At 74.2% G+C, this 22,520-nt stretch carries 20 protein-coding genes; 12 read left to right on the forward strand and 8 right to left on the reverse strand.

Annotated features, from left to right (window positions below):
• The first annotated feature begins 105 nt into the window (after positions 1-105).
• Both KUM39_RS22850 and KUM39_RS22855 read left to right on the forward strand, forming a co-directional pair.
• Positions 106-543 carry a MarR family winged helix-turn-helix transcriptional regulator gene (locus tag KUM39_RS22850; RefSeq protein WP_217787631.1) on the forward strand — a complete coding sequence of 146 codons (438 nt, stop codon included), beginning with the start codon at positions 106-108 and terminating at the stop codon, positions 541-543.
• A 177-nt stretch (positions 544-720) separates the two neighbouring features.
• Positions 721-1,305, forward strand: a complete 585-nt coding sequence (locus KUM39_RS22855) for a hydrolase (protein ID WP_217787632.1) — start codon at positions 721-723, stop codon at positions 1,303-1,305.
• Between the two features lie 106 nt (positions 1,306-1,411).
• Here KUM39_RS22855 and KUM39_RS22860 read toward each other — a convergent pair whose 3' ends face one another.
• From KUM39_RS22860 to KUM39_RS22875, 4 genes are all read right to left on the reverse strand, one after another.
• Complete coding sequence (locus tag KUM39_RS22860) at positions 1,412-1,597, reverse strand: hypothetical protein (protein ID WP_217787633.1); 186 nt, start codon at positions 1,595-1,597, stop codon at positions 1,412-1,414.
• 45 nt (positions 1,598-1,642) lie between these two features.
• A complete protein-coding gene (locus tag KUM39_RS22865) occupies positions 1,643-2,020 on the reverse strand; it encodes a DUF6479 family protein (protein ID WP_246620589.1) in 378 nt (125 codons plus the stop codon).
• A 110-nt stretch (positions 2,021-2,130) separates the two neighbouring features.
• A complete protein-coding gene (locus tag KUM39_RS22870; RefSeq protein WP_217787634.1) occupies positions 2,131-2,409 on the reverse strand; it encodes a hypothetical protein in 279 nt (92 codons plus the stop codon).
• A 10-nt stretch (positions 2,410-2,419) separates the two neighbouring features.
• Positions 2,420-5,002: a SpoIIE family protein phosphatase gene (locus KUM39_RS22875; protein WP_308288210.1), complete on the reverse strand. Its 2,583-nt coding sequence runs from the start codon at positions 5,000-5,002 to the stop codon at positions 2,420-2,422.
• Positions 5,003-5,384: 382 nt separating this feature from the next.
• On the opposite strand from KUM39_RS22875, the gene KUM39_RS22880 reads away from it, so the two are divergent.
• Positions 5,385-7,547 carry a SpoIIE family protein phosphatase gene (locus tag KUM39_RS22880; protein ID WP_217787636.1) on the forward strand — a complete coding sequence of 721 codons (2,163 nt, stop codon included), beginning with the start codon at positions 5,385-5,387 and terminating at the stop codon, positions 7,545-7,547.
• 130 nt (positions 7,548-7,677) lie between these two features.
• On the opposite strand, the gene KUM39_RS22885 is transcribed toward KUM39_RS22880, so the two are convergent.
• Positions 7,678-8,940 carry a S1 family peptidase gene (locus tag KUM39_RS22885; RefSeq protein ID WP_217787637.1) on the reverse strand — a complete coding sequence of 421 codons (1,263 nt, stop codon included), beginning with the start codon at positions 8,938-8,940 and terminating at the stop codon, positions 7,678-7,680.
• 608 nt (positions 8,941-9,548) lie between these two features.
• On the opposite strand from KUM39_RS22885, the gene KUM39_RS22890 reads away from it, so the two are divergent.
• From KUM39_RS22890 to KUM39_RS22925, 8 genes are all read left to right on the forward strand, one after another.
• Positions 9,549-9,764 (forward strand): type A2 lantipeptide, encoded by a 216-nt coding sequence (locus KUM39_RS22890; RefSeq protein ID WP_217787638.1) that lies wholly within the window; start codon positions 9,549-9,551, stop codon positions 9,762-9,764.
• 110 nt (positions 9,765-9,874) lie between these two features.
• Positions 9,875-10,681 carry an HlyD family efflux transporter periplasmic adaptor subunit gene (locus KUM39_RS22895; protein WP_217787639.1) on the forward strand — a complete coding sequence of 269 codons (807 nt, stop codon included), beginning with the start codon at positions 9,875-9,877 and terminating at the stop codon, positions 10,679-10,681.
• Positions 10,678-12,924 carry an NHLP family bacteriocin export ABC transporter peptidase/permease/ATPase subunit gene (locus tag KUM39_RS22900; RefSeq protein ID WP_372455801.1) on the forward strand — a complete coding sequence of 749 codons (2,247 nt, stop codon included), beginning with the start codon at positions 10,678-10,680 and terminating at the stop codon, positions 12,922-12,924. The genes KUM39_RS22895 and KUM39_RS22900 overlap by 4 nt, the downstream gene beginning before the upstream one ends.
• Position 12,925: 1 nt before the next feature.
• The gene (locus tag KUM39_RS22905; protein WP_217787640.1) at positions 12,926-15,742 is read left to right on the forward strand and encodes an NHLP bacteriocin export ABC transporter permease/ATPase subunit; all 2,817 of its coding nucleotides are present in this window, start codon (positions 12,926-12,928) and stop codon (positions 15,740-15,742) included.
• A gap of 186 nt (positions 15,743-15,928) precedes the next feature.
• A complete protein-coding gene (locus tag KUM39_RS22910; RefSeq protein WP_217787641.1) occupies positions 15,929-17,443 on the forward strand; it encodes an MFS transporter in 1,515 nt (504 codons plus the stop codon).
• Positions 17,444-17,597: 154 nt separating this feature from the next.
• The gene (locus KUM39_RS22915; RefSeq protein ID WP_217787642.1) at positions 17,598-18,608 is read left to right on the forward strand and encodes an iron-containing redox enzyme family protein; all 1,011 of its coding nucleotides are present in this window, start codon (positions 17,598-17,600) and stop codon (positions 18,606-18,608) included.
• A gap of 21 nt (positions 18,609-18,629) precedes the next feature.
• Positions 18,630-19,286: a HemK2/MTQ2 family protein methyltransferase gene (locus tag KUM39_RS22920; protein ID WP_217787643.1), complete on the forward strand. Its 657-nt coding sequence runs from the start codon at positions 18,630-18,632 to the stop codon at positions 19,284-19,286.
• Positions 19,267-19,473, forward strand: a complete 207-nt coding sequence (locus KUM39_RS22925; RefSeq protein ID WP_217787644.1) for a CDGSH iron-sulfur domain-containing protein — start codon at positions 19,267-19,269, stop codon at positions 19,471-19,473. The genes KUM39_RS22920 and KUM39_RS22925 overlap by 20 nt, the downstream gene beginning before the upstream one ends.
• 240 nt (positions 19,474-19,713) lie before the next feature.
• Here the strand turns inward: KUM39_RS22925 and KUM39_RS22930 are convergent, their stop codons facing one another.
• On the reverse strand, positions 19,714-20,145 hold the full coding sequence (locus KUM39_RS22930; protein ID WP_217787645.1) for a subtilase-type protease inhibitor: 432 nt from the start codon (positions 20,143-20,145) through the stop codon (positions 19,714-19,716).
• A gap of 433 nt (positions 20,146-20,578) precedes the next feature.
• On the opposite strand from KUM39_RS22930, the gene KUM39_RS22935 reads away from it, so the two are divergent.
• Entirely contained in the window at positions 20,579-21,748 is a 1,170-nt protein-coding gene (locus tag KUM39_RS22935; RefSeq protein WP_217787646.1) for a lactate 2-monooxygenase, read from the forward strand.
• Positions 21,749-21,899: 151 nt separating this feature from the next.
• Here the strand turns inward: KUM39_RS22935 and KUM39_RS22940 are convergent, their stop codons facing one another.
• Both KUM39_RS22940 and KUM39_RS22945 read right to left on the reverse strand, forming a co-directional pair.
• On the reverse strand, positions 21,900-22,277 hold the full coding sequence (locus tag KUM39_RS22940) for a toxin Doc (protein ID WP_217787647.1): 378 nt from the start codon (positions 22,275-22,277) through the stop codon (positions 21,900-21,902).
• Positions 22,278-22,280: 3 nt separating this feature from the next.
• Positions 22,281-22,520 carry a hypothetical protein gene (locus KUM39_RS22945; RefSeq protein WP_217787648.1) on the reverse strand — a complete coding sequence of 80 codons (240 nt, stop codon included), beginning with the start codon at positions 22,518-22,520 and terminating at the stop codon, positions 22,281-22,283.

Genomic DNA, 22,520 nt, shown 5'->3' on the forward strand with positions numbered 1-22,520 from the left:
ACCCGGCCTGTTCGCACAGACCGTTCGCGCTCCCCGTTCTCTTACCCAGTTCTAACTGAACAGTCGGAACTGGACAGCCGCACCTGTCGGTCCTAGGGTGCGGGTATGGACAACGGCTCGGACTCCGCCGCCCGCACCGCGCGTGATCTGCGTGTGGTGTTCAGCAGGCTGCGGCGGCGCATCCGCGAGGTGGCGCAGGACTCGGACCTCACGCCCTCGCAGGAGTCGGCGCTCTCGCTGGTCGGCAAGCACGGCGCGGCCACCGCGAGCGCGCTGGCCGCCGCCGAGGGCGTACGGCCGCAGTCGATGGCGACCACGCTCGGCGGGCTCGAACAGCACGGGCTGATCCGGCGGGCGCCGGACCCCGACGACGGCCGCCGCCAGCTCGTGACGCTGACCGAGGCGGGCCGGGCGCGCATCGAGGGCAACAAGCAGCTCCGCGAGGAGTGGCTGACCCGCGCGTTCCAGGACCGCTACACCGAGGAGGAGCGGCGGACCGTGCTCACCGCGCTGGAACTGCTGGAACGGCTGTCCCGGCCGTGACATCCCGGCCCGCCGCGACTCCGCGACCCGGCACGCCGCCCCCGTCCGCCGCCCTGTCCCGCTCCGCCGCGGGACCCCGGCCGTCGTCCCCCTTCCGCCACCGGACGTCCCCCGCCGGTGACGGCTCCCCCGGCCGTTCCCTCGACCGGTCCGTCTTTCGAGAGGTCTGATCCACCCATGTCCGTCACCACCCTCGACCCCCGCACCGCCCTGGTCGTCATCGACCTCCAGCACGGCATCGTGGGCCTGCCCGTCAAGCCGTACCCGGCCGCCGACGTGGTCGCCCGGAACGTCGAGCTGGCCGAGGCGTTCCGCGCCCGGAACCTGCCCGTCGTGCTGGTCCGTGTCTCCTTCGCCGCGGACGGCGCCGACGCCATGCCCGGCCGCACCGAGCGCCAGGGCAGCGGCGCCGCGTTCCCGGAGGGCTGGGACGTCATCGTGGACGAGATGTCCGGCCACCCCGGCGACATCCACGTCACCAAGCACAACTGGAGCGCGTTCTTCGGCACCGACCTGGATGTGCAGCTGCGCCGCCGGGGCATCACGCAGGTCGTGGTGACCGGTATCGCCACCAGCATCGGTGTCGAGTCCACCGCCCGTGACGCCTACGCCTCCGGCTACCACGTCACCCTGGCGACCGACGCGATGGCCGACGCCGACGCCGAGGCGCACACCAACAGCGTCGAGCGGCTGTTCCCGCGCCTCGGTGAGAGCGGTACGACCGCCGAGATCCTGGAGCTGCTGGCGAAGACGCACGCCTGATCCCGGCACGCCCCGGCACGGAGCACGGCCCCTGTACGAATGTCGTACAGGGGCCGTCGTCGCGTACACGCCGGGCCGGTGCGCCGGGTCGGCGCGTGGGCGTGGGTCAGTCCTCGCCGCGCACGATGTTGCCGTCCGGGTCGGCGGACGGGTCGCGCGGGGCACCGGTCCGCACGATGGCGGGCCGACAGGTGCGCACACCGCCACGGGGCGGACGCGGGCTGTGGGGCCCGGTCGCCTCCCGGCGGTCGGTGGCGTCCTGGACGGTCTGTTCTGTGGTGGGCGCGGTCACGGAGTTCGCTTCCTTCCTGGTGTGGTCCTGATCTGCCGGGGGTGCTCAGGTAGCGCTGCCACCCGCGCCGCCTCCGCCGCCCGCGGAGCCCGAGGAACCGGACGACCAGCGCGGCCGGCTCTGGTCCTCGGCGCGCCTGCTGGCGACGTTGCCGAAGTGGTGCGGGGTGAGGCGGTCGTCCCCGGCGTCGGCGACGGGCACCTCGTCGGGCTCGCGCATCTCCAGCGAGTCCCCGACCGGGCCGCCCTCGGGCAGCCGGGGCTGCTCCTCCGGCCTCGGCGGCGCGGGCTCGCGCTGCCGCACCTTGAAGCCCAGCCGGAAGGCGAGGATGAGACCGGCGGCGACGGCCAGGCCGACGACGAGGATCATCACGTACCCGAACACCTGCGCGCCGGTGGCCGCTTCGTACATGGCAGAGTTCATGAACGCCGGGTACCCCTGGCGTGGCCGCCGATGCCCGCCGGGGCGACGGTCAGCCGTCCGGCCGCGTCCGGGGCGCGGCCGCCGCCGCACCGGGGTAGGGAGCCAGGCGGTCAGCTCTCGTGGCCCGCGCCCGTGAGGGCGCGCTCCACCTCCGCCTCCACCTCGGTCCGGCTGCGGCCGGTCTCGCGGGCGTACTCGCTGACCGCCGTCCGCGCGTCGCGGGCCAGGTCGCGCCAGGCGCGTACGGCGGTCTCGTAGGTGCCCGTGCGGGCGCCCTTCATGCGCTGCCCGGCCGGTGGCCCGTAGGCGTCCCGCAGGTCATCGACCGTGGACTGTGCCGCCTTGGCCGCGCGCTGTTTCTGGACGAGTTCTTCGAAGGTGTGTGCCACTCCACCGACCCTAGACAGGGTCGCGTCGGCTCGCCTGTCCAGCGGTCGCGGTGCTGGTGGGGACGGGGCCGAGGTCGGCCCAGACCTGTTTGCCGCCGCTGACCGGCACGATGCCCCAGCGGTCGGAGACCGCCTCGACCAGCAGGATGCCGCGCCCGCCGGTGGCCTCCCAGCCGATGCTGGGCGGTTTGACCGGGCCGCGCGGCGAGGAGTCGGTGACGGAGAGGCGCAGCCGCTCGCCCGCGAGTTCCAGGTCGAGGCGGACCTGTCCCCCGGTGTGGACGAGGGCGTTGGTGACGAGTTCGGAGACGATCAGCAGGGCGCCGTCCAGCAGATCGCGGGGCACGCCCCAGCCGCGCAGGGTGCGCCGGGCGAACCGGCGGGCGTGCCGGACCGCCTCGGGGACCCGCCACACCGTCCAGCTCTCGCGCAGCGGGCGTACGGCGAGGCCGTCGTAGCGGACCAGCAGCAGCGCCACGTCGTCGGTGCGGTGGGCGTCCGCGAGCAGGGTGTCCGCGAGCGGGCCCAGGTCGGCGGGGTCGGCGGCGGCGAGCCGCCCGGCCAGCCGGGACATGCCGGTGTCGAGGTCGGTCTCGGCGGACTCCACCAGGCCGTCGGTGGTGAGCGCGAGGACGGTGCCGGGCTGGAGCCGCAGCGGGGTCATCGGGTACTCGGCGCGGGTGAGGACGCCGAGCGGCGGGCCGCCCTCGGTCTCCGCGATCTCGGTGCTGCCGTCCGGTCGCCGCAGCACGGGCGGCGGGTGCCCGGCGCGTACGCACCAGGCGGTGCCGCGTTCCATGTCCACGTCGATGTAGCAGCAGGTGGCGAAGAGGTCGGTCTCCATCTCCAGCAGCAGCCGGTTGGCGTGCGTGACGACGACGTCGGGCGGGTGTCCCTCGGCCGCGTAGGCGCGCAGGGCGGTGCGCATCTGGCCCATGAGGGTGGCGGCGCCCGCGTTGTGGCCCTGGACGTCGCCGATGACGAAGGCCACGTGGTGGTCGGCGAGGGGGATGACGTCGTACCAGTCGCCGCCGACCTCCAGGCCCGCGACGGTCGGCAGATAGCGGGCGACGGCGACCGCGCCGGGCAGCCGGGGCAGACGGCGGGGCAGCAGGGTGCGCTGGAGCATGCCGACGAGTTCGTGTTCGGCGTCGAAGGCGTGGGCGCGCAGCAGGGCCTGTCCGGTGAGACCGGCGCAGGCGGTGAGGAGGGCGCGTTCGTCGGGGCCGAACTCGTGCGGTTCGTCCCAGCCGATCAGGCAGGCGCCCGCCATCCGGCCGCCCGCGGGCAGCGGGAGCACGGCGAGGCCGCCGGGTCCGACCTCCGCGAGCGCGGGTTCCAGGGCGGACCCGGCGGGCCAGATCCGGGTGCCGCCCTCGCGGAGCGCCGCGGCGAGGGCGGGCATGGCGCGTACGGGCGCGTCGGGCCACTCGGTGCGCCACTCGGTGCGCCACAGCTCGGGCCAGGCGTCGGGCTGGGGCGGGTCGAGAACGGTGACGACGAGGCGGTCGTTCTCCAGTTCCGCGAGCGCGATCCGGTCGGCGCGCAGCGGTGCGCGCAGGGCGGCGACGACGGCCCGGCCGACGTCCTTGACCGTACCGGCGGTGGCGAGCGCGGCGGCGAGCCGCTGGACGCGGGCCACGTCGGTGCCGTCGGAGCGCAGCGTGGAGACGTCCACGACGGTGCCCGCCAGCCGGGCGGGGCGTCCCTCGCCGCCGGGCAGCAGCCGCCCGCGCAGCCGGAGCCAGCGGGGCGGGCCGGACGGCCGCAGGACGCGGAACTCCAGTTCGCGGTCGCCCGGCGACATGTGGTCGGCCTCGACCACGGACATCAGCGCGGGCAGGTCCTCGGGCACGGTACGGCCGAGCAGGGTCTCCACCCGGCCGTCGAAGCCGTCCCGTTCGAGTCCGAACAGCCGCAACAGCCCGGCGCCGACCGCCACCCGGCCGCTGTCCATCGCCAGACTGAACGCGTCGGCGGGCAGTCCGCCGCCGTCGGCCGCCGGGAAGGCCGGGGCGGGTACGGCGATGGCGCGGGCGATGGTTTCGAGGCAGTCCCGGTCCTCGGTGCCGAATCCGCCGGGGTCTTCGCCCACGGCGACCAGGCAGCCGCGCCCGGCGGGGTGGAGGGGAAGGACGGCGAGGGAGAAGGGCGCGGCCCGGGCGGACCCGCCCTCCGGACAGGAGGCCGGGGTGCCGGGGGCGCGGTGGCTGTCCGGGCCGGTGGCCGGGCCGTCCGGGACACAGTGGCCCTCCGCGTGGCCCGGGCCGTCCGGGGTGCCGGTGGCTTCGCGGGGCCACGTGTCCCCGGGGCCGAGCCACTCGGCCCGTCCGGCGCGGTGGGCGCGGGTGATCGGGGAGGCGCCGTCGCACGAGTAGGTGTCGCGCAGGCCGTACAGGGTGCGGGGCAGACCGGCGGACTCGGCCAGGCACAGCACGGAGGGATCGGCGCCGGGGACGTACACCCCGGCGAACGCGGCGCCCGCGAGGACGAGGGCCTGTTCCAGCACACGGCGGAGCCGGTCGGGCGTGTCGGGCTGGGCCAGGAGCGCCGTCAGGGCGGTGCCGGCCCGCTCGGCTCTCGATACGCGCACCCCTGCGCCTTCTCCGGCCACCCGGCCATTAGAGCGTGCGGGCGGCCCGAGCGCAGCCCCTGTGCAGGGTCTGTGTGGTGGAAGGGACGGATGTGGGGGCGCTCGCGGCGGCGCGGGGGCGGCACCGTGCGCCGGGACGCGCCGGTCGCGCCCCCGCCGGGACCTGCCGGAAGTCCCCGGGACCCCTTGCCCCGCTCGCGCCCCCGGACTTCTCCGGACTCTCCGCCCTCGGGGCTCCCCCGGCGACCCGCCACGTATCACCAGCCCGCCCCGGCGCCCCGACCCGCCGTGCCGCCGTACCCGCCCACTCACGCCCTCTCGCCGTGCGGTCGGCCGCCGCGCGCGGGAGCCTTGTCCCCAGGACGGACGGCCGTACGAGGAGGTGGTCGGCGTGTCCGACGGGTCGCGGGCGGCCCCGGCGGCCGTGACGGCGGTCGAGCCGCCGGTGCTGTCGCTCGCGCTGGCCGCGCTGATGGAGGACCTGGGCGCGCACTCCGGAGCGGTGTACCTGCGCAGGCCCGACGAGCCGGTGCTGGACATGGCCGTCATGGCGGGGATGCCGCGGGCGTTCGCGGCGCCGTGGGAGCGGGTCGGGCTGAGCGCGCCGATCCCGGTGGCCGAGGCGGCCCGTGAGCAGCGGCTGGTGTGGGTGAGCGGCGAGCAGGAGATGGCGCGCCGGTATCCGCGCGTCGCGGTGGTGCTGCCGTACCCGTTCGCGCTGGCCGCCGCCCCGCTGGCGACGGCGGGCACGCTGTACGGCGTGGTGTTCGTGACCTGGCCGGGCGACCGGCAGGAGGAGCTGTCCCCCGCGGAGCGGCAGCGGCTCACCTCGGGCTGCGAACGGCTGGCGGTACGGCTGGAGCGGGCCGCGGCGGCGCGGCTGCCGCTCGGCCCGCAGACGGATCTGCTGTCGGCGCCGATGTCGGGCGTGGCGGGCACGCTGGGCTCGGCGGAGGCGGCCCGGATGGTGGGCCGACTCCCCTACGGTCTGGCGTCGCTGGACCTCAACGGGCGGATCTCGTTCGTCAACGCCGCCGGTGCCGAACTTCTCGGCAGGCCCGCCGAGGACCTGCTCGGCACCCTGCCCTGGGCGTCGGTGGCGTGGCTCAACGACCCACTGTACGAGGACCGTTACCGGGCGGCGCTGGTCAGCCAGCGGGTCACGTCGTTCGTGGCGCTGCGTCCGCCGGGCGAGTGGCTGTCGTTCCGGATGTACCCGACGACGACCGGGCTGACGGTGCGGATCAGCCGGGCGCGGGCGGTCGCGGAGCTGAGGCGGGAGAGGGAAAGGCCGGACTCCGGACGGTTGGTGACGATCAGTCAGATGCTGAATCTCGCCGGATCGCTGACCGAGGCGGTGGGCGTGGAGGACGTGGTGCAACTGGTCGCGGACCAGGTCGCCCCGGCTGTGGGCAGCCAGGCGCTGGCGGTTCTCGGTTCGATGGCGGGCCGACTGCACGTGTTGGGGCACCGGGGGTACGACGACCCGTACGCGGTGGAGCGGTTCGACGGGATGCCGCTGAGCAGACGGACACCGGGCACCCAGGTGCTGAACAGCGGGGTGCCCGCCTTCTTCGAGTCGCGGGAGCAGTTGGAGCGGCTGTACCCGTGTCGGCAGGGGCACCGGGACGGTTTCGCCGCCTGGGCGTATCTGCCGCTGATCGCGTCCGGGCGCCCGGTGGGCACCTGTGTCCTCGCCTACGCCGAGCCGCATCCGTTCCCGGCGGACGAGCGGGCGGTGCTGACGAGTTTCGGCGGGCTGATCGCGCAGGCCCTGGAGCGGGCCGAGCTGTACGACACGAAGCACCGGCTGGCGCAGGGGCTCCAGCAGGCGCTGCTCCCGGACTCGCTGGTACGGCTGCCGGGCATCGACGCCGCCGCCCGCTATCTCCCGGCCACGCAGGGCATGGAGATCGGCGGCGACTTCTACGACCTCGTGCCCACCGGTCCGCTGGCCGCCGCCGTGATCGGGGACGTGCAGGGGCACAACGTGACGGCCGCCGCGCTGATGGGGCAGCTCCGCACGGGAGTACGGGCGTACACGACGGTGGGGCAGGCGCCGCACGAGGTGATGCGGGGCACCAACCGGCTGCTGATCGACCTGGGTTCGGACCTGTTCGCCAGTTGTCTGTATCTGCGGCTCGACCCCGCGCGCGGCCGGGCGGTGATGGCGCGGGCCGGGCATCCGCCGCCGCTGCTGCGCCGCCCGGACGGGAGGGTGCGGGTGCTGGACCTGGCGGGCGGGCCCCTGCTCGGCATCGACCCGGAGGCGGTGTACCCGACCACGGAGGTGGACTTCTCCCCCGGCTCGGTGCTGGCCCTCTACACGGACGGGCTGGTGGAGTCGCCGGGGGTGGACATCGAGGACTCGCTGATCGCGCTCGGTGAGCTGCTGCAGGAGCTGGGAGGTCTGCCGCTGGAGACGCTGGCCGACCGGCTGGTGCGGCACAGCGCGGCGGCGGGCGAGCGGATGGACGACGTGGCGCTGCTGCTGTTGCGGGCGACCGGGGAGGCCGGGGTGGAGGCGGGGGCCGCGGAGGGGTGAACTTCGCTTCGGCCGCCGGGAGTCCGGGCCCGTGGACCCGGTGTGTGCCGGGCCCGAACTCCCGGTGTGCGCCGGGCCGGGGTCCGGCTCAGCGCGTCCCGGCCGGGGAGGACATGTCGTTCGCGCCCGGCTACTGCCCGGCCGCGCCCTGCTGACCGGCACCGCTGTCGGCCCCGTCGTCGGCGCCGTCGCCCTCGCCGTCGCCCCGCTGATCCGCGCCCGCTCCGTCGCCCCCGTCGCCCAGGGTCGCGCCGGTCGTGGCGAGGGCGGTGGTGACGGGCTGGAAGAAGGTCTCGCCGCCGGAGGCGCAGTCGCCGCTGCCGCCGGAGGTGAGGCCGACGGCGCCGCCGTCCCGGGTGAAGAGGGAGCCGCCGCTGTCACCGGCCTCGGCGCAGACGTCCGTCCGGATCAGCCCGGTGACGGTGTCCACCCCGTTCGGGTCGGTCTCGCTCTGGAAGTTGACGGTGGCGTCGAGGCCGGTGACCTGTCCGTCGTGGAGTGCGGTGGTGGAGCCCATCCGGAACACGGTCTGGCCGACGACGGCGTCCACGGCGCCGGTGATGGGGACGGTCCGGCCACCGCCCACGTTCACCTCGCTCGGCGCGTCGGTGCCGGGGTCGTCGTACCTGACGAGGGAGAAGTCGCCCGCGCCGGGGAAGGTGGCCCGGTCCACGGTGGCGACGGGCTGCCCGCCCTGAGCGTCGGACCACCGCTCGGCGGCGACCCCGCAGTGACCGGCCGTCAGGAAGGCGGGGCTGCCGTCGGCGGCGGTGACGTTGAAGCCGAGGGAGCAGCGGACGGTTCCGCCGGTCACCTGGGAGAAGATCGCGTCGCCGCCGGAGGCGAGGGTACGGAAGGTGCCGGAGGACCTCTTCAGCGTGGCCATGCCGTCGCCGAGGCCGCGTACGGTCGCCTCCAGGCGGTCCCAGCGGGCGCCGGTGACGGTGGCGTCGGCGGTGACCACGACCTTGTCGGTGCGCGGGTCCACGGCCCAGGCGGTGCCGGGCAGGGTGGCGCGGGTGCGCAGCGTGCGGGCGGCGGCCGCCAGGTCGGCGGTGCTGTTGGCGACGCGGCGCACGTCGGCACCCGCCCGTTCCGCCCTGGCCGCCGCGTCGTCGCCGCCGTCGCCGTCGGCCACGTTGACGACGAGACGGCGCCGGGTGCCGTCGTAGGAGAAACCGGCGGCGCTGTCGCCGAGCATCCGTCGCAGCTGTCCGGCCAGGCGGGGCGCGTCCGCCGCACTGAGCGTGCGGACGGTGGCGGCGGCGCCGTTCCGCGAGGTGCCGTTCTGGGAGGCGTCGGCGTGGGGCAGCAGGAGGGCCGCCGCGCCGAGTGCCGCCGCACCGCCCACGGCTATGGCCGCCTTCCGCCCGTGCGTGCGCTGATGACTCACGTCTCTCGACCTCCTGAGTACGGGGAGACCGCCACGAGGGGCGGTCGCTGGGGGGCGCCCGGACGGCAGGAGGTACGAGGGGCCGGGGGCGCGTGTTCAATCAACTCCCTTGCCGGGCACGGGATTCGGCCATCCCGGCGGAGAACCGCCCCTGTCCCGCACACAGGGCCACCACCCGGTAGCGGTCGGTCTCGAACACGTACCGGAATCCCGGCTTCAGGGAATCTGCACATCCACTTCCCATCGAGGGCACGCGGGGCGGCGGACGCACACATCCGCGCCCCTCCCGGAGCGCTCCCGGCGCGGGATACCGGTCCGCCCGCCCGGCGGGCAAGGGAGGTCGTGCGCCGATACGGCGCACCGTGTGAAGAAGCCGCCGACACCTGGTGCGCGAACCTGCACGACCGGGACCCGATGCCCTGCCAAGTGTGCTGGTGAGGGGTTTGGCCGAGTGGAACGGCGACCGGCGCCCGTGCTTTGATCCATCGCACCGCAGGGCTCCCCGGAGCTTCCGGAACGGGCACTCCGAGCCCGCGGTGCGCGGCTGTCTGTCCCCCAGAGGGGCCGCCGTCCCCCTTGTGAATATCCATACGAAGGGAAGTTCCATCATGAACTCCACCCCCCGCTTCGAGACCGCCGAGATCTCGGACGCCGAGCTGGACAACGTCTCCGGCGGTCTGGCCGTCAACGCCCTCAACGACCTGACCGGCACCGTGAACACCGCTGTCCCGGTCAGCCACGTGGTGGACGGCGCCATCGGCACCGTGCAGGGCGTCACCGGCCTGAACGTGACGCCGGTCACCAACCTGGTCGCCGGTCTCTGACCGCACCGTGGTGTCACCGAGGTCCCGGAAGCCGCACCCCCGGCTTCCGGGACCTCGGGTGCTCCCCGGACACACCGTGATGTCGTCCCGCCTCGGGTGAGGGAAGTCCCGTGCAGTTCCGCCAACAGGCCCTCGCCAAGCTCCAGTCGCCGGAGGAACTCGACCTCCCGGTGCGGCTGGCACGCCCGCAGGGCTGGCTCGCGCTGGGTGTCACCGTCGTCGTGATGGCGGCGGCCTCGGTGTGGACGGTGACCGGTTCGGTCGCCTCCACCGTGAGCGCGCAGGCCGTGCTCACCCACGCACAGGGCAGTTACCAGTTGCAGAGCCCCGTCGCCGGGCAGGTGACGGCCGTGCTCGCGCAGGCCGGGCAGCGCCTCCCGGCCGACGCCCCCGTGCTCAAGGTCCGTACCGGCGAGGGCGATTCCGTCGTCCGCACGGTCGCGGCGGGCCGGATCACCTCGCTGACGGCCACCATCGGGCAGATCATCCGCACCGGCACCACCGTGGCCGCCGTGGAGAAGGTCGCCCGCGCCTCCGACCCGCTGTACGCCACGGTGTACGTCCCCGCCGAGAACGCGGGCTCGCTCACCGCGCACGCCTCGGTGGACCTCACCGTCTCCTCGGTGCCGTCCCAGCGGTACGGCGTGCTGCGCGGCCACGTGCGTTCGGTGGACCGGGCCGCGCAGTCCACCCAGTCGATCGGCGCGTTCCTCGGTGACGCCCAGCTGGGCCGCCAGTTCACCCGCGACGGACGCCCGGTGGCGGTCCTGGTCTCGCTGGACACCTCGAAGAGCACCCGGAGCGGATACCGCTGGTCCACGGCGGACGGGCCGCCGTTCGCGCTCGACTCCATGACGCTCGCCGACGCCTCGATCCGGCTGCCCGACCAGCGTCCTCTCGATTGGCTGCTCCCGTGACCACCACCCAGGACGCCCCGGACTCGCGCAGCCGCAGCCGCAGCCGCAGCCGCAGACGGGCCGCACCCGCCCGGCGGCCGGTGCCCAAGCCGCGCGGCGGCACGGTCCGCACCCCCACCGTGCTCCAGATGGAGGCCGTCGAATGCGGCGCCGCCTCCCTGGCGATGGTCCTCGGCCACCACGGACGGCACGTCCCGCTGGAGGAGCTGCGGATCGCCTGCGGTGTCTCCCGCGACGGCTCGCGCGCCAGCAACCTCTTGAAAGCTGCCCGGAGTTACGGCCTCACCGCCAAGGGCATGCAGATGGACCTGGCCGCCCTCGCCGAAGTCACCGCGCCTGCCGTCCTGTTCTGGGAGTTCAACCACTACGTCGTCTACGACGGCATGGGCCGCCGGTTCGGACGGCGCGGGGTGTTCATCAACGACCCCGCCAAGGGCCGCCGGTTCGTGCCCATCGAGGAGTTCGACGGCAGCTTCACCGGTGTCGTCCTGACGATGGAGCCCGGCGAGGGCTTCACCCGCGGCGGACGCAAGGCCGGTGTGTTCGGCGCGCTGCCCGCCCGGCTGCGCGGCACCGCGGGCACCCTGCCCGCCGCCGTGCTGGCCAGCCTGCTGCTGGTCGCGGTCGGCGCCGCCCTGCCCGCGCTCAGCCGCACCTACATCGACCTGTTCCTGATCGGCGGCCAGACCTCGCTGCTCGGCGTGCTCTTCGCGTCGATGGGCACCTGCGTGGCGCTCACCCTGGTGCTGACCTGGCTCCAGCAGGCCAATCTGCTGCACGGCCGGATCATCTCCTCGACGCTGTCCAGCGCCCGGTTCCTGCGCCATCTGCTGCGGCTGCCGGTCACCTTCTTCTCCCAGCGCTCCCCCGCCGACCTGGTGCAGCGCCTCCAGTCCAACGACCAGGTCGCCGAGACCCTCGCCCGCGACCTGGCCTCGGCGGGCGTGGACGCGGTCGTCGTCGTGCTGTACGCGCTGCTGCTCTACACCTACGACCCGCAGCTCACCTTCCTCGGCATCGGCGTGGCCCTGCTGAACGTGGTGGCGATGCGGATGGTGGTCCGGATGCGGGCCACCCGGACGGCGAAGCTGCGCGCGGACACCGCACGGCTCACCAACACCTCGTACACCGGGCTCCAGCTCATCGAGACGATGAAGGCGACGGGCGGCGAGGACGGCTACTTCCGCAAGTGGGCCGGGCAGCACGCGACGACGCTGGAGGAGCAGCAGCGGCTCGGGGTGCCGAGCGCCTGGCTGGGCGTGGTGGCGCCGACGCTGGCGACGCTGAACAGCGCGCTGATCCTGTGGATCGGCGGAATGCGGGCGGTGGAGGGGCACATCTCGGTCGGTCTGCTGGTGGCGTTCCAGGCGCTGGTGACCCGGTTCACCGCGCCGCTGACCCGGCTGAACGGCGTGGCGGGCCGTATCCAGGACTTCGCGGCGGACGTGGCCCGGCTGAAGGACGTGGAGAACTTCCAGGCCGACCCGCTGTACGCCCGGCCCGGTTCGGGCGACGCGCGGCGGCTGCGCGGGCACGTCGAGCTGGAGAACGTGACGTTCGGGTACAGCCCGCTGGACCAGCCGCTGCTGAGCGGGTTCGACCTGACGGTGGGTCCGGGCCGCCAGGTGGCGCTGGTGGGCGGTTCGGGCAGCGGCAAGTCCACGGTGTCCCGGCTGATCTCGGGCCTGTACACACCGTGGGACGGGGTGATCCGCATCGACGGGCGGCGCCTGGACGACATCCCGCGCGGCGCGCTCGCCGGTTCGGTGTCCTTCGTGGACCAGGACGTGTTCCTGTTCGAGGGGTCGGTCCGGGACAACGTGGCGCTGTGGGACCCGTCGATCCCGGACGAGGCGGTGGTGGAGGCGCTGCGCGACGCGGCGCTGTACGACGTGGTGACACGGCGTCCGGGCGGCATCCACAGCCGGGTCGAGCAGGACGGCCGCAACTTCTCCGGCGGGCAGCGCCAGCGGCTGGAGATCGCGCGGGCGCTGGTGCGGCGGCCCAGCATCCTGGTGCTGGACGAGGTGACGAGCGCGCTGGACGCGCAGACCGAGCTGACCGTGATGGACAACCTGCGCCGCCGGGGCTGCGCGTGCGTGGTGATCGCGCACCGGCTGAGCACGGTGCGGGACAGCGACGAGATCGTGGTGCTCCAGCACGGCACGGTGGTCGAGCGCGGACGGCACGAGGAACTGGTGGCACGCGGCGGCGCGTACGCGGCACTGGTCAGGGAGCGGTGAGATGACGTCCGTGCGGGAGGGAGACCTGGTCCTCGGCGCGCTGGGTGCGATGGGCGCGCGGGTGGACTGCGCCGGGTCGGGCCGCCTGGACCTGGAGGGTCCGCAGGTGCTGTGGCTGGTGGTGTCCGGCGCGCTGGACCTGTTCGCGGTGGACGCCGAGGCGCAGGGCCACTGGCACCACCTGGGCCGTCTGGAGCCGGGCGCGCTGCTGCTCGGTCCGGTCGCGGGCGCCCGGCACACCCTGGTCGCCCGTCCGGTCCGGGACTGCGTGGTGCACCGGATGAACCTGCGCGAGCTGTACGGGCCCGCGCAGACCGAGACGTGGTCCTACGACGAGTACGGCACCCCGCAGTACGTGCCGCCGACCACGTCCCCGCTGGAGTACGCGGTGGCGCTCGGCGTCGGCCGGGGCCTGTCGGTGCTGTTCCAGGCGCCGATGGCCGAGGAACGCGCCACCGCGCCCTCGGACGACGACGTGTTCTGGATGCAGGTGCCGCCGGGCAGCGTGCAGTACGGCTCGCTGTACGGCGCGGAGGCCGCGGCCGATCTGCTGATGGACCCGGCGCTGTGGCAGAGCATGGTGGACCAGCAGTTCCGGCTGCTGACCGCGCTGGACCGGTGGATCGAGCAGGTCGAGCGGACCCACGAGACGCGGACGGCGGCCGGGATCAAGGCGGGTGAGACGGTCCGCGCGGACGCCGACAAGGCGCTGCTCGCGTCCATCGGGCGCCGTCCGGCCCGTCCGGCGACGGCCGCCGACGCGGACGCCACCTACGCGGCGTGCCGCCTGGTCGCGGAGGCGGCCGGGATCAGGCTGGCCGAACCGGCGCAGAGCGGCACCGAGAGCGAGCGGCTCGACCCGGTGGAGCGGGTGGCGCTGGCCTCGCGGGTGCGGACCCGCGCGGTCCGTCTCGACGGGCGCTGGTGGCGGGAGAACGTGGGCCCGCTGGTGGCGCACCGGGCGCTGTCGGGGGCGCCGGTGGCGCTGCTGTGGCGGCGCGGCGGTTATGTGGCGGTGCATCCGGGCACGGGGCGCGAGACGCCGGTGGAGAAGGTCAACGCCGGGGAGTTCGAGGAGCGGGCGGTGATGTTCTACCGTCCGCTGCCCGAACGGCGGCTGGGTCCGCTGGGTCTGCTGCGGTTCAGCCTGGGCGGTACGCGCGGGGATCTGGCGAACCTGCTGCTGGCGGGTCTGGTGACGGTGGCGATCGGCGCGCTGGTGCCGGTGGCGACCGGCAAGGTGCTCGGCGAGTACGTCCCGAGGGCGCAGACGGACCTGATCGTCGGGGTGTGTCTGGCGGTGATGGTGAGCGCGCTGGTGTCGGCGGCGTTCACGCTGCTGGAGAACCTGACGATGCTGCGTCTCGAGGGCCGGATCGAGGCGTCGCTCCAGCCGGCGGTGTGGGACCGGCTGCTGCGGCTGCCGACGCGGTTCTTCACCCAGCGTTCGACGGGTGAGCTGGCCAGTGCCGCGATGGGCATCAGCTCGATCCGGCGGCTGCTGGCCGGGACCGGTCCGGTGGTGGCGCAGTCGGTGACGATCGGCGCGATGAACCTGGGTCTGCTGTTCTGGTACAGCGTGCCGATGGCGCTGGCGGCGGTCGGGATGCTGGTGGTGATCGCGGCGGTGTTCCTGGGGCTCGGGCTGTGGCAGGTGCGCTGGCAGCGGCGGCTGGTGGTGCTCGGCAACAAGCTGAACAACCAGGCGTTCCAGACCCTGCGCGGCCTGCCGAAGCTGCGGGTGGCGGCGGCGGAGAACTACGCGTACGCGGCCTGGGCGCGGGAGTTCGCGCGCAGCCGGGAGCTCCAGCAGAAGGTCGGCCGGATCAAGAACCTGACCAGTGTGCTGGGCGCGGTGTATCTGCCGGTGTGCACGCTGCTGATGTTCATGCTGCTGGCGGGTCCCGCGCGGGGCGCGATGTCGGCGGCGGCGTTCCTCACCTTCAACACGGCGGTGACGATGGTGCTGACCTCGGTCACCCAGCTCACCGGTTCGTTCGTGTCGGCGGTGGCCGCGCTCCCGCTGTTCGAGGAGATCCGTCCGGTGCTGGACGCGACGCCCGAGGTGCGGGGCACGAGCACCCGGCCCGGTCCGCTGTCGGGCGCGGTGGAGGCCCGTCGGCTGTCGTTCCGGTACGCCGACGACGGGCCCCTGGTGCTGGACGACGTGTCGTTCGAGGTGCGGCCGGGCGAGTTCGTGGCGGTGGTCGGCCCGAGCGGCTGCGGCAAGTCCACGCTGCTGCGGCTGCTGATCGGTTTCGACCGCCCGGTCTCCGGGAGCGTGCTGTACGACGGGCAGGACCTGGCGGCGCTGGACCAGTCGGCGGTGCGGCGGCAGTGCGGGGTGGTGCTCCAGCACGCGCAGCCGTTCACCGGGTCGATCATGGACGTCATCTGCGGCACCGAGCCGTATCCGCCGGAGCAGGTGATGGCCGCCGCCGAACTGGCGGGGCTGGCCGGGGACATCGAGCGGATGCCGATGGGGCTGCACACGATCGTCGCGGGCAGCGGGGCGATCTCGGGCGGCCAGCGGCAGCGGCTGATGATCGCGCAGGCGCTGATCCGGCGCCCGCGCATCCTCTTCTTCGACGAGGCGACCAGCGCGCTCGACAACGAGACGCAGCGCACGGTCATCGAGAGCACCCGCAAGCTGAACGCGAGCCGGGTGGTGATCGCGCACCGGCTGTCCACGGTGATGGACGCGGACCGGGTGGTGGTCATGGAGGACGGCAAGGTGGTCCAGCAGGGTCCGCCCGCGGAGCTTCTGGCGGACACCACGGGACGGTTGCACGAGTTGGTGCGCCGTCAGATGACGTAGATCGGGCGCCTCGGGAACAGCACACTGCCAGCGAAACGTTGCCGTTTCGCTGGCAGTGTTCTAACGTCGAGCTGTACGAAACGGTTTCGTTCTTTCGCGGACCGTTCCCGGCGCCCGGTATGCCCCGGCGTGCCCTTCCGTACCCGCGTTTCCTCGTTCCCCTCTAGCCTCCCGGAGCGGCCCTCCATGTCCCAGAAGACCCTCACCGACGCCGACGGCACGTCGGCGGACGCGGCCCGGCCGGCACCCGGCGCGGCGGCGCCGGGCAGGCGCTGGTGGATTCTCGGCGTCGTCGCCATCGCCCAGCTCATGGTGGTCCTCGACGCCACCATCGTGAACATCGCGCTGCCCTCCGCCCAGGCCGACCTGGGCTTCTCGGACGGCAACCGGCAGTGGATCGTGACCGCGTACGCGCTCGCCTTCGCCTCCCTGCTGCTGCTCGGCGGGCGCATCGCGGACCTCTTCGGGCGCAAGCCCGCCTTCCTGGTCGGCGTGGTCGGCTTCGCCGGTGCCTCCGCCCTCGGCGGCGCCGCGAACGGCTTCACCATGCTGGTGGTGGCCCGCGCGCTCCAGGGCGCGTTCGGCGCCCTGCTCGCCCCGGCCGCGCTGTCGCTGCTCAACACCACGTTCACGGATGCCCGCGAACGGGCCCGCGCGTTCAGCGTCTACGGCGCGATCGCGGGCGCGGGCGGCGCGATCGGGCTGCTGCTCGGCGGCCTGCTCACCGACGCGCTCGACTGGCGCTGGACGCTGTACGTCAACGTGGCCATCGCGGTCGTCGCGTTCATCGGCGGCTGGGTGCTGCTCGGCAACCACCGGGACGCGAGCGACGCCAAGCTGGACGTGCCGGGCACGGTCCTGGTCGCCTCCGGGCTCTTCGCCGTGGTCTACGGCTTCTCCAACGCCGAGTCCCACCACTGGGGTTCACCGCTGACCTGGGGCTTCCTGGTCGCGGGCGGGCTGCTGCTGGCCGGGTTCGCGTACTGGCAGACCCGCGCCGCCCATCCGCTGCTGCCGCTGCGCATCCTGCTCGACCGCAACCGGGGTGCCTCGTTCCTCGCGGTGCTGGTCACCGGCGCGGGCATGTTCGGCGTGTTCCTCTTCCTCACCTACTACCTCCAGCTCAACCTGGGCTTCAGCCCGACGAAGACCGGCGTCGCGTTCCTGCCGATGGTCGCCGCGCTGATGGTGGCCGCCCAGCTCGGCACCACGCTGTTGGTGCCCCGCACCGGCCCGAAGGTGATCATCCCGCTGGGCTTCGCCGTCGCCACGGCGGGCATGGCCTGGCTGACCGGGATGAACGTCGGCACGCACTACGCCTCCGGTGTGCTCCCGCAGCTCCTCGTCATCGGCTTCGGCCTCGGCCTGGTCATGCCCCCGGCCATGCAGCTCGCCACCGGCGGGGTCGCGGCCGAGGACGCGGGGGTGGCGTCGGCCACCGTCAACGCCATGCAGCAGGTGGGTGGTTCGATCGGCACCGCGCTGCTGAACACCCTCGCGGCGAGCGCGGCCACCAACTACCTCTCCGGCCGCGACCCCAAGAACCCGCTGGTGCGGGCCCAGGCCAGCATCGAGAGCTACACCACCGCCTTCTGGTGGTCCGCCGTCCTCTTCGCCGCCGGTACCGTCGCGGCGTTCCTCCTCTACCGGCGCGGGGTGCCCCAGCAGGACCCGGAGGCGGCCCCGGTGGTCCACATGTGACCTGCTCGCGGGAGGCGGGCCGTCGTCCGTACCGGGACGGTGGCCCGCCTCCCGGCCCGTACGGCGCGGCCCCACCGGGCAGGCACCGGCCCCCGAACCCCCGCCCACGCACCGCGGCCCGTGCCACCCCCGTCCATCCGGGTACCCGGCGCCCATGAACGACCACCGCGCCCCGGCCCTGCCACCACCGCGAGGTCCCCTCTCCGAAGGAGTCCTCGCCCTGCTGACCCGCACCGCCCCACTCCCCCACCCGCCCCACGCCAGGACGGCCGACCCCTACGGCGACGACCTCCAACTGGCCCTGTACCTCTGCTACGAGCTGCACTACAGAGGTTTCGCGGGCGTCTCCGAGGCCCTGGAGTGGAACCCGGAGCTGCTCGAACGGCGAGCCGAGCTGGAGGACCGTTTCCTCGGGGCGCTCGACAAGGACACCCCCCGGCACCCGGACCTGGACCAGGCCCTCGCCGACCTGCTGACGGAGCCCCTGGACGGCACCGGCGTCAGCCACTACCTCCAGGCGGAGGGCGAGCTGTGGCAGCTCAGGGAGTACGCGGCGCTCCGCTCGCTGTACCACCTGAAGGAGGCCGACCCGCACGCGTGGGTGCTGCCCCGCCTGCACGGGCGGGCGAAGGCCGCGATGGCGGCGGTGGAGTTCGACGAGTTCGGCGGCGGCCACGCCGACCGGGTGCACGCGCACCTCTTCGCTGAGCTGATGGGCGATCTCGGTCTCGACAGCGCGTACGGCCGCCATCTGCCCGCGGGGACGGCCGAGATGCTGGCCGTCGTCAACATGATGTCCCTCTTCGGGCTGCACCGGGACCTGCGCGGAGCGCTGATCGGGCACTTCGCGGACGTGGAGATCACCTCCTCCCCCGCCTCCCGCCGCCTGGCCGCGGCGATGCGCCGCAACGGCGCGGGCCCGGCCGCCGCGTTCTTCTACGACGAGCACGTGGAGGCGGACGCGGTGCACGAGCAGATCGTCCGCCACGACGTGATCGGCGGGCTGCTGGCGGAGGAACCCGAGCTGACCGACGATGTCGTCTTCGGGATCGACGCCACCGAGTTCCTGGAGGACCGCCTCGCCCGGCGGCTGCTCACCGCGTGGCGCGCGGGCCGCACCGCGCTCTTCGCCCCCGTCGAGCCGGACATCTCCCATACATCCTGATCCCCGGGGTACCCAGCCGCGGTGAGCACATGGGTACTGCCGGGTGTCTACGCCCCACAGGACGACACGGCCCTTCTCGCCGAGGCGCTGCGCGCGGAGCGGCCGGGACCGGGGGCCGACGTGCTCGACATCGGCACCGGCAGCGGCGCGCTGGCACTGACCGCGGCGCGGCACGGGGCGCGGGTCACCGCCGTGGACGTGTCCCGGCGCGCGGTGTGGACGGCCCGCATCAACGCCCGGCGGGCCCGGCTGCCGGTCGGCGTCCGGCACGGCGACCTCTTCGACCCGGTGCGCGGCCGGTCGTACGACCTGATCCTCGCCAATCCGCCGTACGTGCCCGCGCCGACGGCGGGCGGGCGGGGTCCGCGCGGCCGGGCGCGTGCCTGGGACGCGGGGCGGGACGGGCGCGAGGTGCTGGACCGCATCTGCCGGGAGGCACCGGCGCTGCTGCGGCCGGGCGGGGCGCTGCTGCTGGTCCATTCGGAACTGAGCGGCCCGGACCGCACCCTGGCGGCGCTGCGCTCGGCGGGGCTGACCGCGTCGGTGGTGGACCGGCGGCGCATCGCCCTCGGGCCGGTGCTGCGGGCCCGCGCGCAATGGCTGCGCGGGCGCGGCCTGCTCGCCGACGGCGGGGACCGGGAGGAACTGGTGGTGATCCGTGCCGGACGAATCCGATGACCCGAAGGTGCGGCCCTGCCGGATACGCGTCCAGCGGGAGGGGCCGGTCCTGGTGGACGGGCCGGTGGAGATCGAGCTGGAGGACGGCACGACGGTGTTCTCCGACCGGTTCCGGGTCGCGGTGTGCACCTGCCGCAGGAGCCACCGTTACCCGTGGTGCGACACGAGTCACCGACGGCGTACTTGACCGCCCCGCCGTCACTCTTGTCTTCTGCGGCTTCCGGATTCCAAACAGTCGGTTTCGGGCCGTTTCCCGGTCCGGCCCCCCACGGGCCGGACCGGGAAACGGTGTGGTGCACCGGTGTCCGGCGGGCGACCCCACTCCGCCCGCCCGGGCTCCGGTTCGAGATCACGGGCCCCGCTCCAGAAGGCCGCACTCCCCAGTGGCAACCTGATCCGTCGCATCGGGGATCCCGCGATCCCGGTCTCAGAAGGCGAAGAGAGCGCCGCTCGCGGCGTCCTTCGCGCAGGTGTTGCCGAAGGTGCGTTCGAAGGCCACGCGCTTGCCCTGCCAGACACCCTGGACGGTGACGACCACGGGGTCGTACAGACGGCCGCACCGCACCCCGGCGCGCGGCGCCACGGCGGCCGGGTCGCCGCCCGCACCCCGCAGTTCGGCGCACGCTTCCGCGGCGGCGGGGTGGGTGCCGGAGGGGGTCGGGGCGCAGCTCAGGGTGACGGCCCGCTCGGCGTCGGCCGGGGCGGCGCCGCCGGGGCCGGTGGTGAGCACCAGCGCCGAGGGGGCGTAGAGCGACGACGGGGCGGCGTCGGAGACGGCCACGGAGGCCCCGGTCAGGGGTCCGCAGACGGCGGCGGCCGTGAGGCCGAGGGTCGCTGCCCAGCGCGCGGTGTTCCGCATGGTGTGCTTCCTTCCGCTCGGAGATACCTCGACGTGACGAGGTCGCGCCGCCCCGGCCCGGTTCGGCCCCGGGCGGCGGGCGCCACTCTGCCGAGTCCGCCGGGGAAACACACATCGACCCCACCCGTTTGAGTAACCTTGCGTGTTGAATCAGTGGCGCGAAGTCACAGAAATCGAACAGCTCGACCGCTCAACGGCGGGGTTCTTGATCGGTTCGCCCGGCACGGTGGCCGAAAGACAGCGCTCGGCGAATAGGCCGGAAACATTCCGGCTCGGCCGGACCCCGACCTCCCGGTGACACCTCGTGTTCAGCCGCCCGTGGCCGGTGATCATCCCCGCCCGGCCCCCGTACGCCCGCTCCGTCACCCCGCATACCGGCCGGTATCCTCGGCCCTCGCCAGGCAGCGACGGACGACGAGCGCGGGAGGGCCGGATGGCCGAGCACTGGGCGGACTTCCAGTACGAGATCTATCTGAACGGGATGACGGGGGCCGTGCCCCGGCTGCCCACGGACCTGACCCGGCTGGAGGAGCTGGCCGAGCACCGGCTCGGTCCCGGACCGGTGGGCTACGTCGCGGGCAGCGCGGGCGACGGCAGCACCGCCCGCGCCAACCGCGAGGCGCTGGCCCGGCGCCGGATCGTGCCCCGCATGCTGCGGGACGTGGAGCGGCGGGACCTCTCGGTGAGCCTGCTGGGCCGCACCCTGCCCGCCCCGCTGGCCCTCGCCCCGGTCGGCGTGCTGTCGATCATGCACCCGGACGCGGAGACCGCTGCCGCGCGGGCCGCCGCCGCGCAGGGCGTGCCGTACATCCTGTCGTCGGCGTCGAGCACCCCGATGGAGACCGTCGCGGAGGCGATGGGGGACGCCGAGCGCTGGTTCCAGCTGTACTGGGGCAAGGACCGCGAGGTGACCCGGAGTTTCCTGACCCGCGCCCGGACGGCCGGGTTCTCGGTGCTGGTCGTCACCCTGGACACCCCGCTGCTGTCCTGGCGCCCGCGCGACCTGGACCGCGCCTATCTGCCGTTCCTGCACGGCGTGGGCACCGCCAACTACTTCACCGACCCGGCGTTCCGGGCGGGTCTGGCCAAGCCGGTGCACGAGGACCCGAACGCGGCCGTGCTGCACTTCCTCGGCCTGTTCGGGGACGCCGGGCACACCTGGCCGGACCTCGCGTATCTGCGGGAGCACTGGGACGGCCCGATCGTCGTCAAGGGCGTCCTGCACCCGGACGACGCCCGGCAGGCCGCCGACGCCGGGATGGACGGTGTCGTGGTCTCCAACCACGGCGGCCGACAGGTCGCCGGTTCGGTCGCGGCGGCCGACGCGCTGCCCGGTGTCGCGGCGGCCGTCGGGGAGCGGCTGGCGGTGCTGTTCGACAGCGGGGTGCGCTCCGGCGACGACGTGTTCAAGGCGCTCGCGCTCGGTGCGCGGGCGGTTCTGCTGGGCCGCCCCTATGTGTACGGGCTGGGCCTGGACGGACAGGCGGGCGTGGAGCACGTGGTGCGCTGCCTGCTCGCCGAGCTGGATCTCACCCTCGCCCTCTCCGGGCACCGGGAACCGGGCACGGTCACGGCGGCCGACCTCGCGGAGACGGCGGGCTGAGCACGACAGCGCGCGGGGGCCCGCGCGGGGACCGGGGAGCCGTCAACTCCGGCCGCCGTGTGGTGAGTCGGGGTCGGGCGGACGGGCGGCCCCCGGCGCCGCCGCGCCCGCCCTCCGGGCGGACGACGCCACTTTCAAAACACGCCCCAGGTCAGATCCGCCACCCCCGCAGCCGCCCCGCGGCCCCGTGGACATCGGTCCGGCCGGACATCAGGTCGCGGGCGAGCTCCACGAGGGCACCGGGCGGCGGGTCGAGCGCGGCGCCGCTGACGGACATGTAGGCGACGGCGACGGCACAGGCGAACCGCACGTTGGCGGCGGGCAGCGGCCTCAGCACGGCGAGGGTGTGCAGCAGCGCGGCGGCCCGCCAGGCGGGATCGGAGCCGGTGCCGAACCGGGGCGGATCGACATGGTGCCGGGCGACGGCCGCGACCAGGGCGGAGAAGTCGTCCACCGCGGGCTGCCCGGGCAGGACCTCCTCATGGCGCCGCAGCAGCCAGGGGACGTCGATGTGGATGACGGAGGACATCGGTCAGGCGGCGGCGCCGCGGGCGGGGGGCTCGTCGTCCGGGAAGGCGGCGGCGAACTCCTCGGCGTGGGCGGTGAAGAAGCCGCGGAACGCCTCCGCGCCCTCCTTCAGCGCCCGGTGGCGGGCGATGTCCGCGGCGGCGGCCTCACGGACGAGGGCCTTCATCGACGTGCCGCGTTCCTTGGCGATCCGGCGCAGGTCCTCAAGTTCGCGCTCGCTGAACTCCACGTTGAGAGCTGGCAT

The sequence above is a fragment of the Streptomyces corallincola genome, from assembly GCF_019104725.1.
Lineage (GTDB): Bacteria > Actinomycetota > Actinomycetes > Streptomycetales > Streptomycetaceae > Streptomyces > Streptomyces corallincola.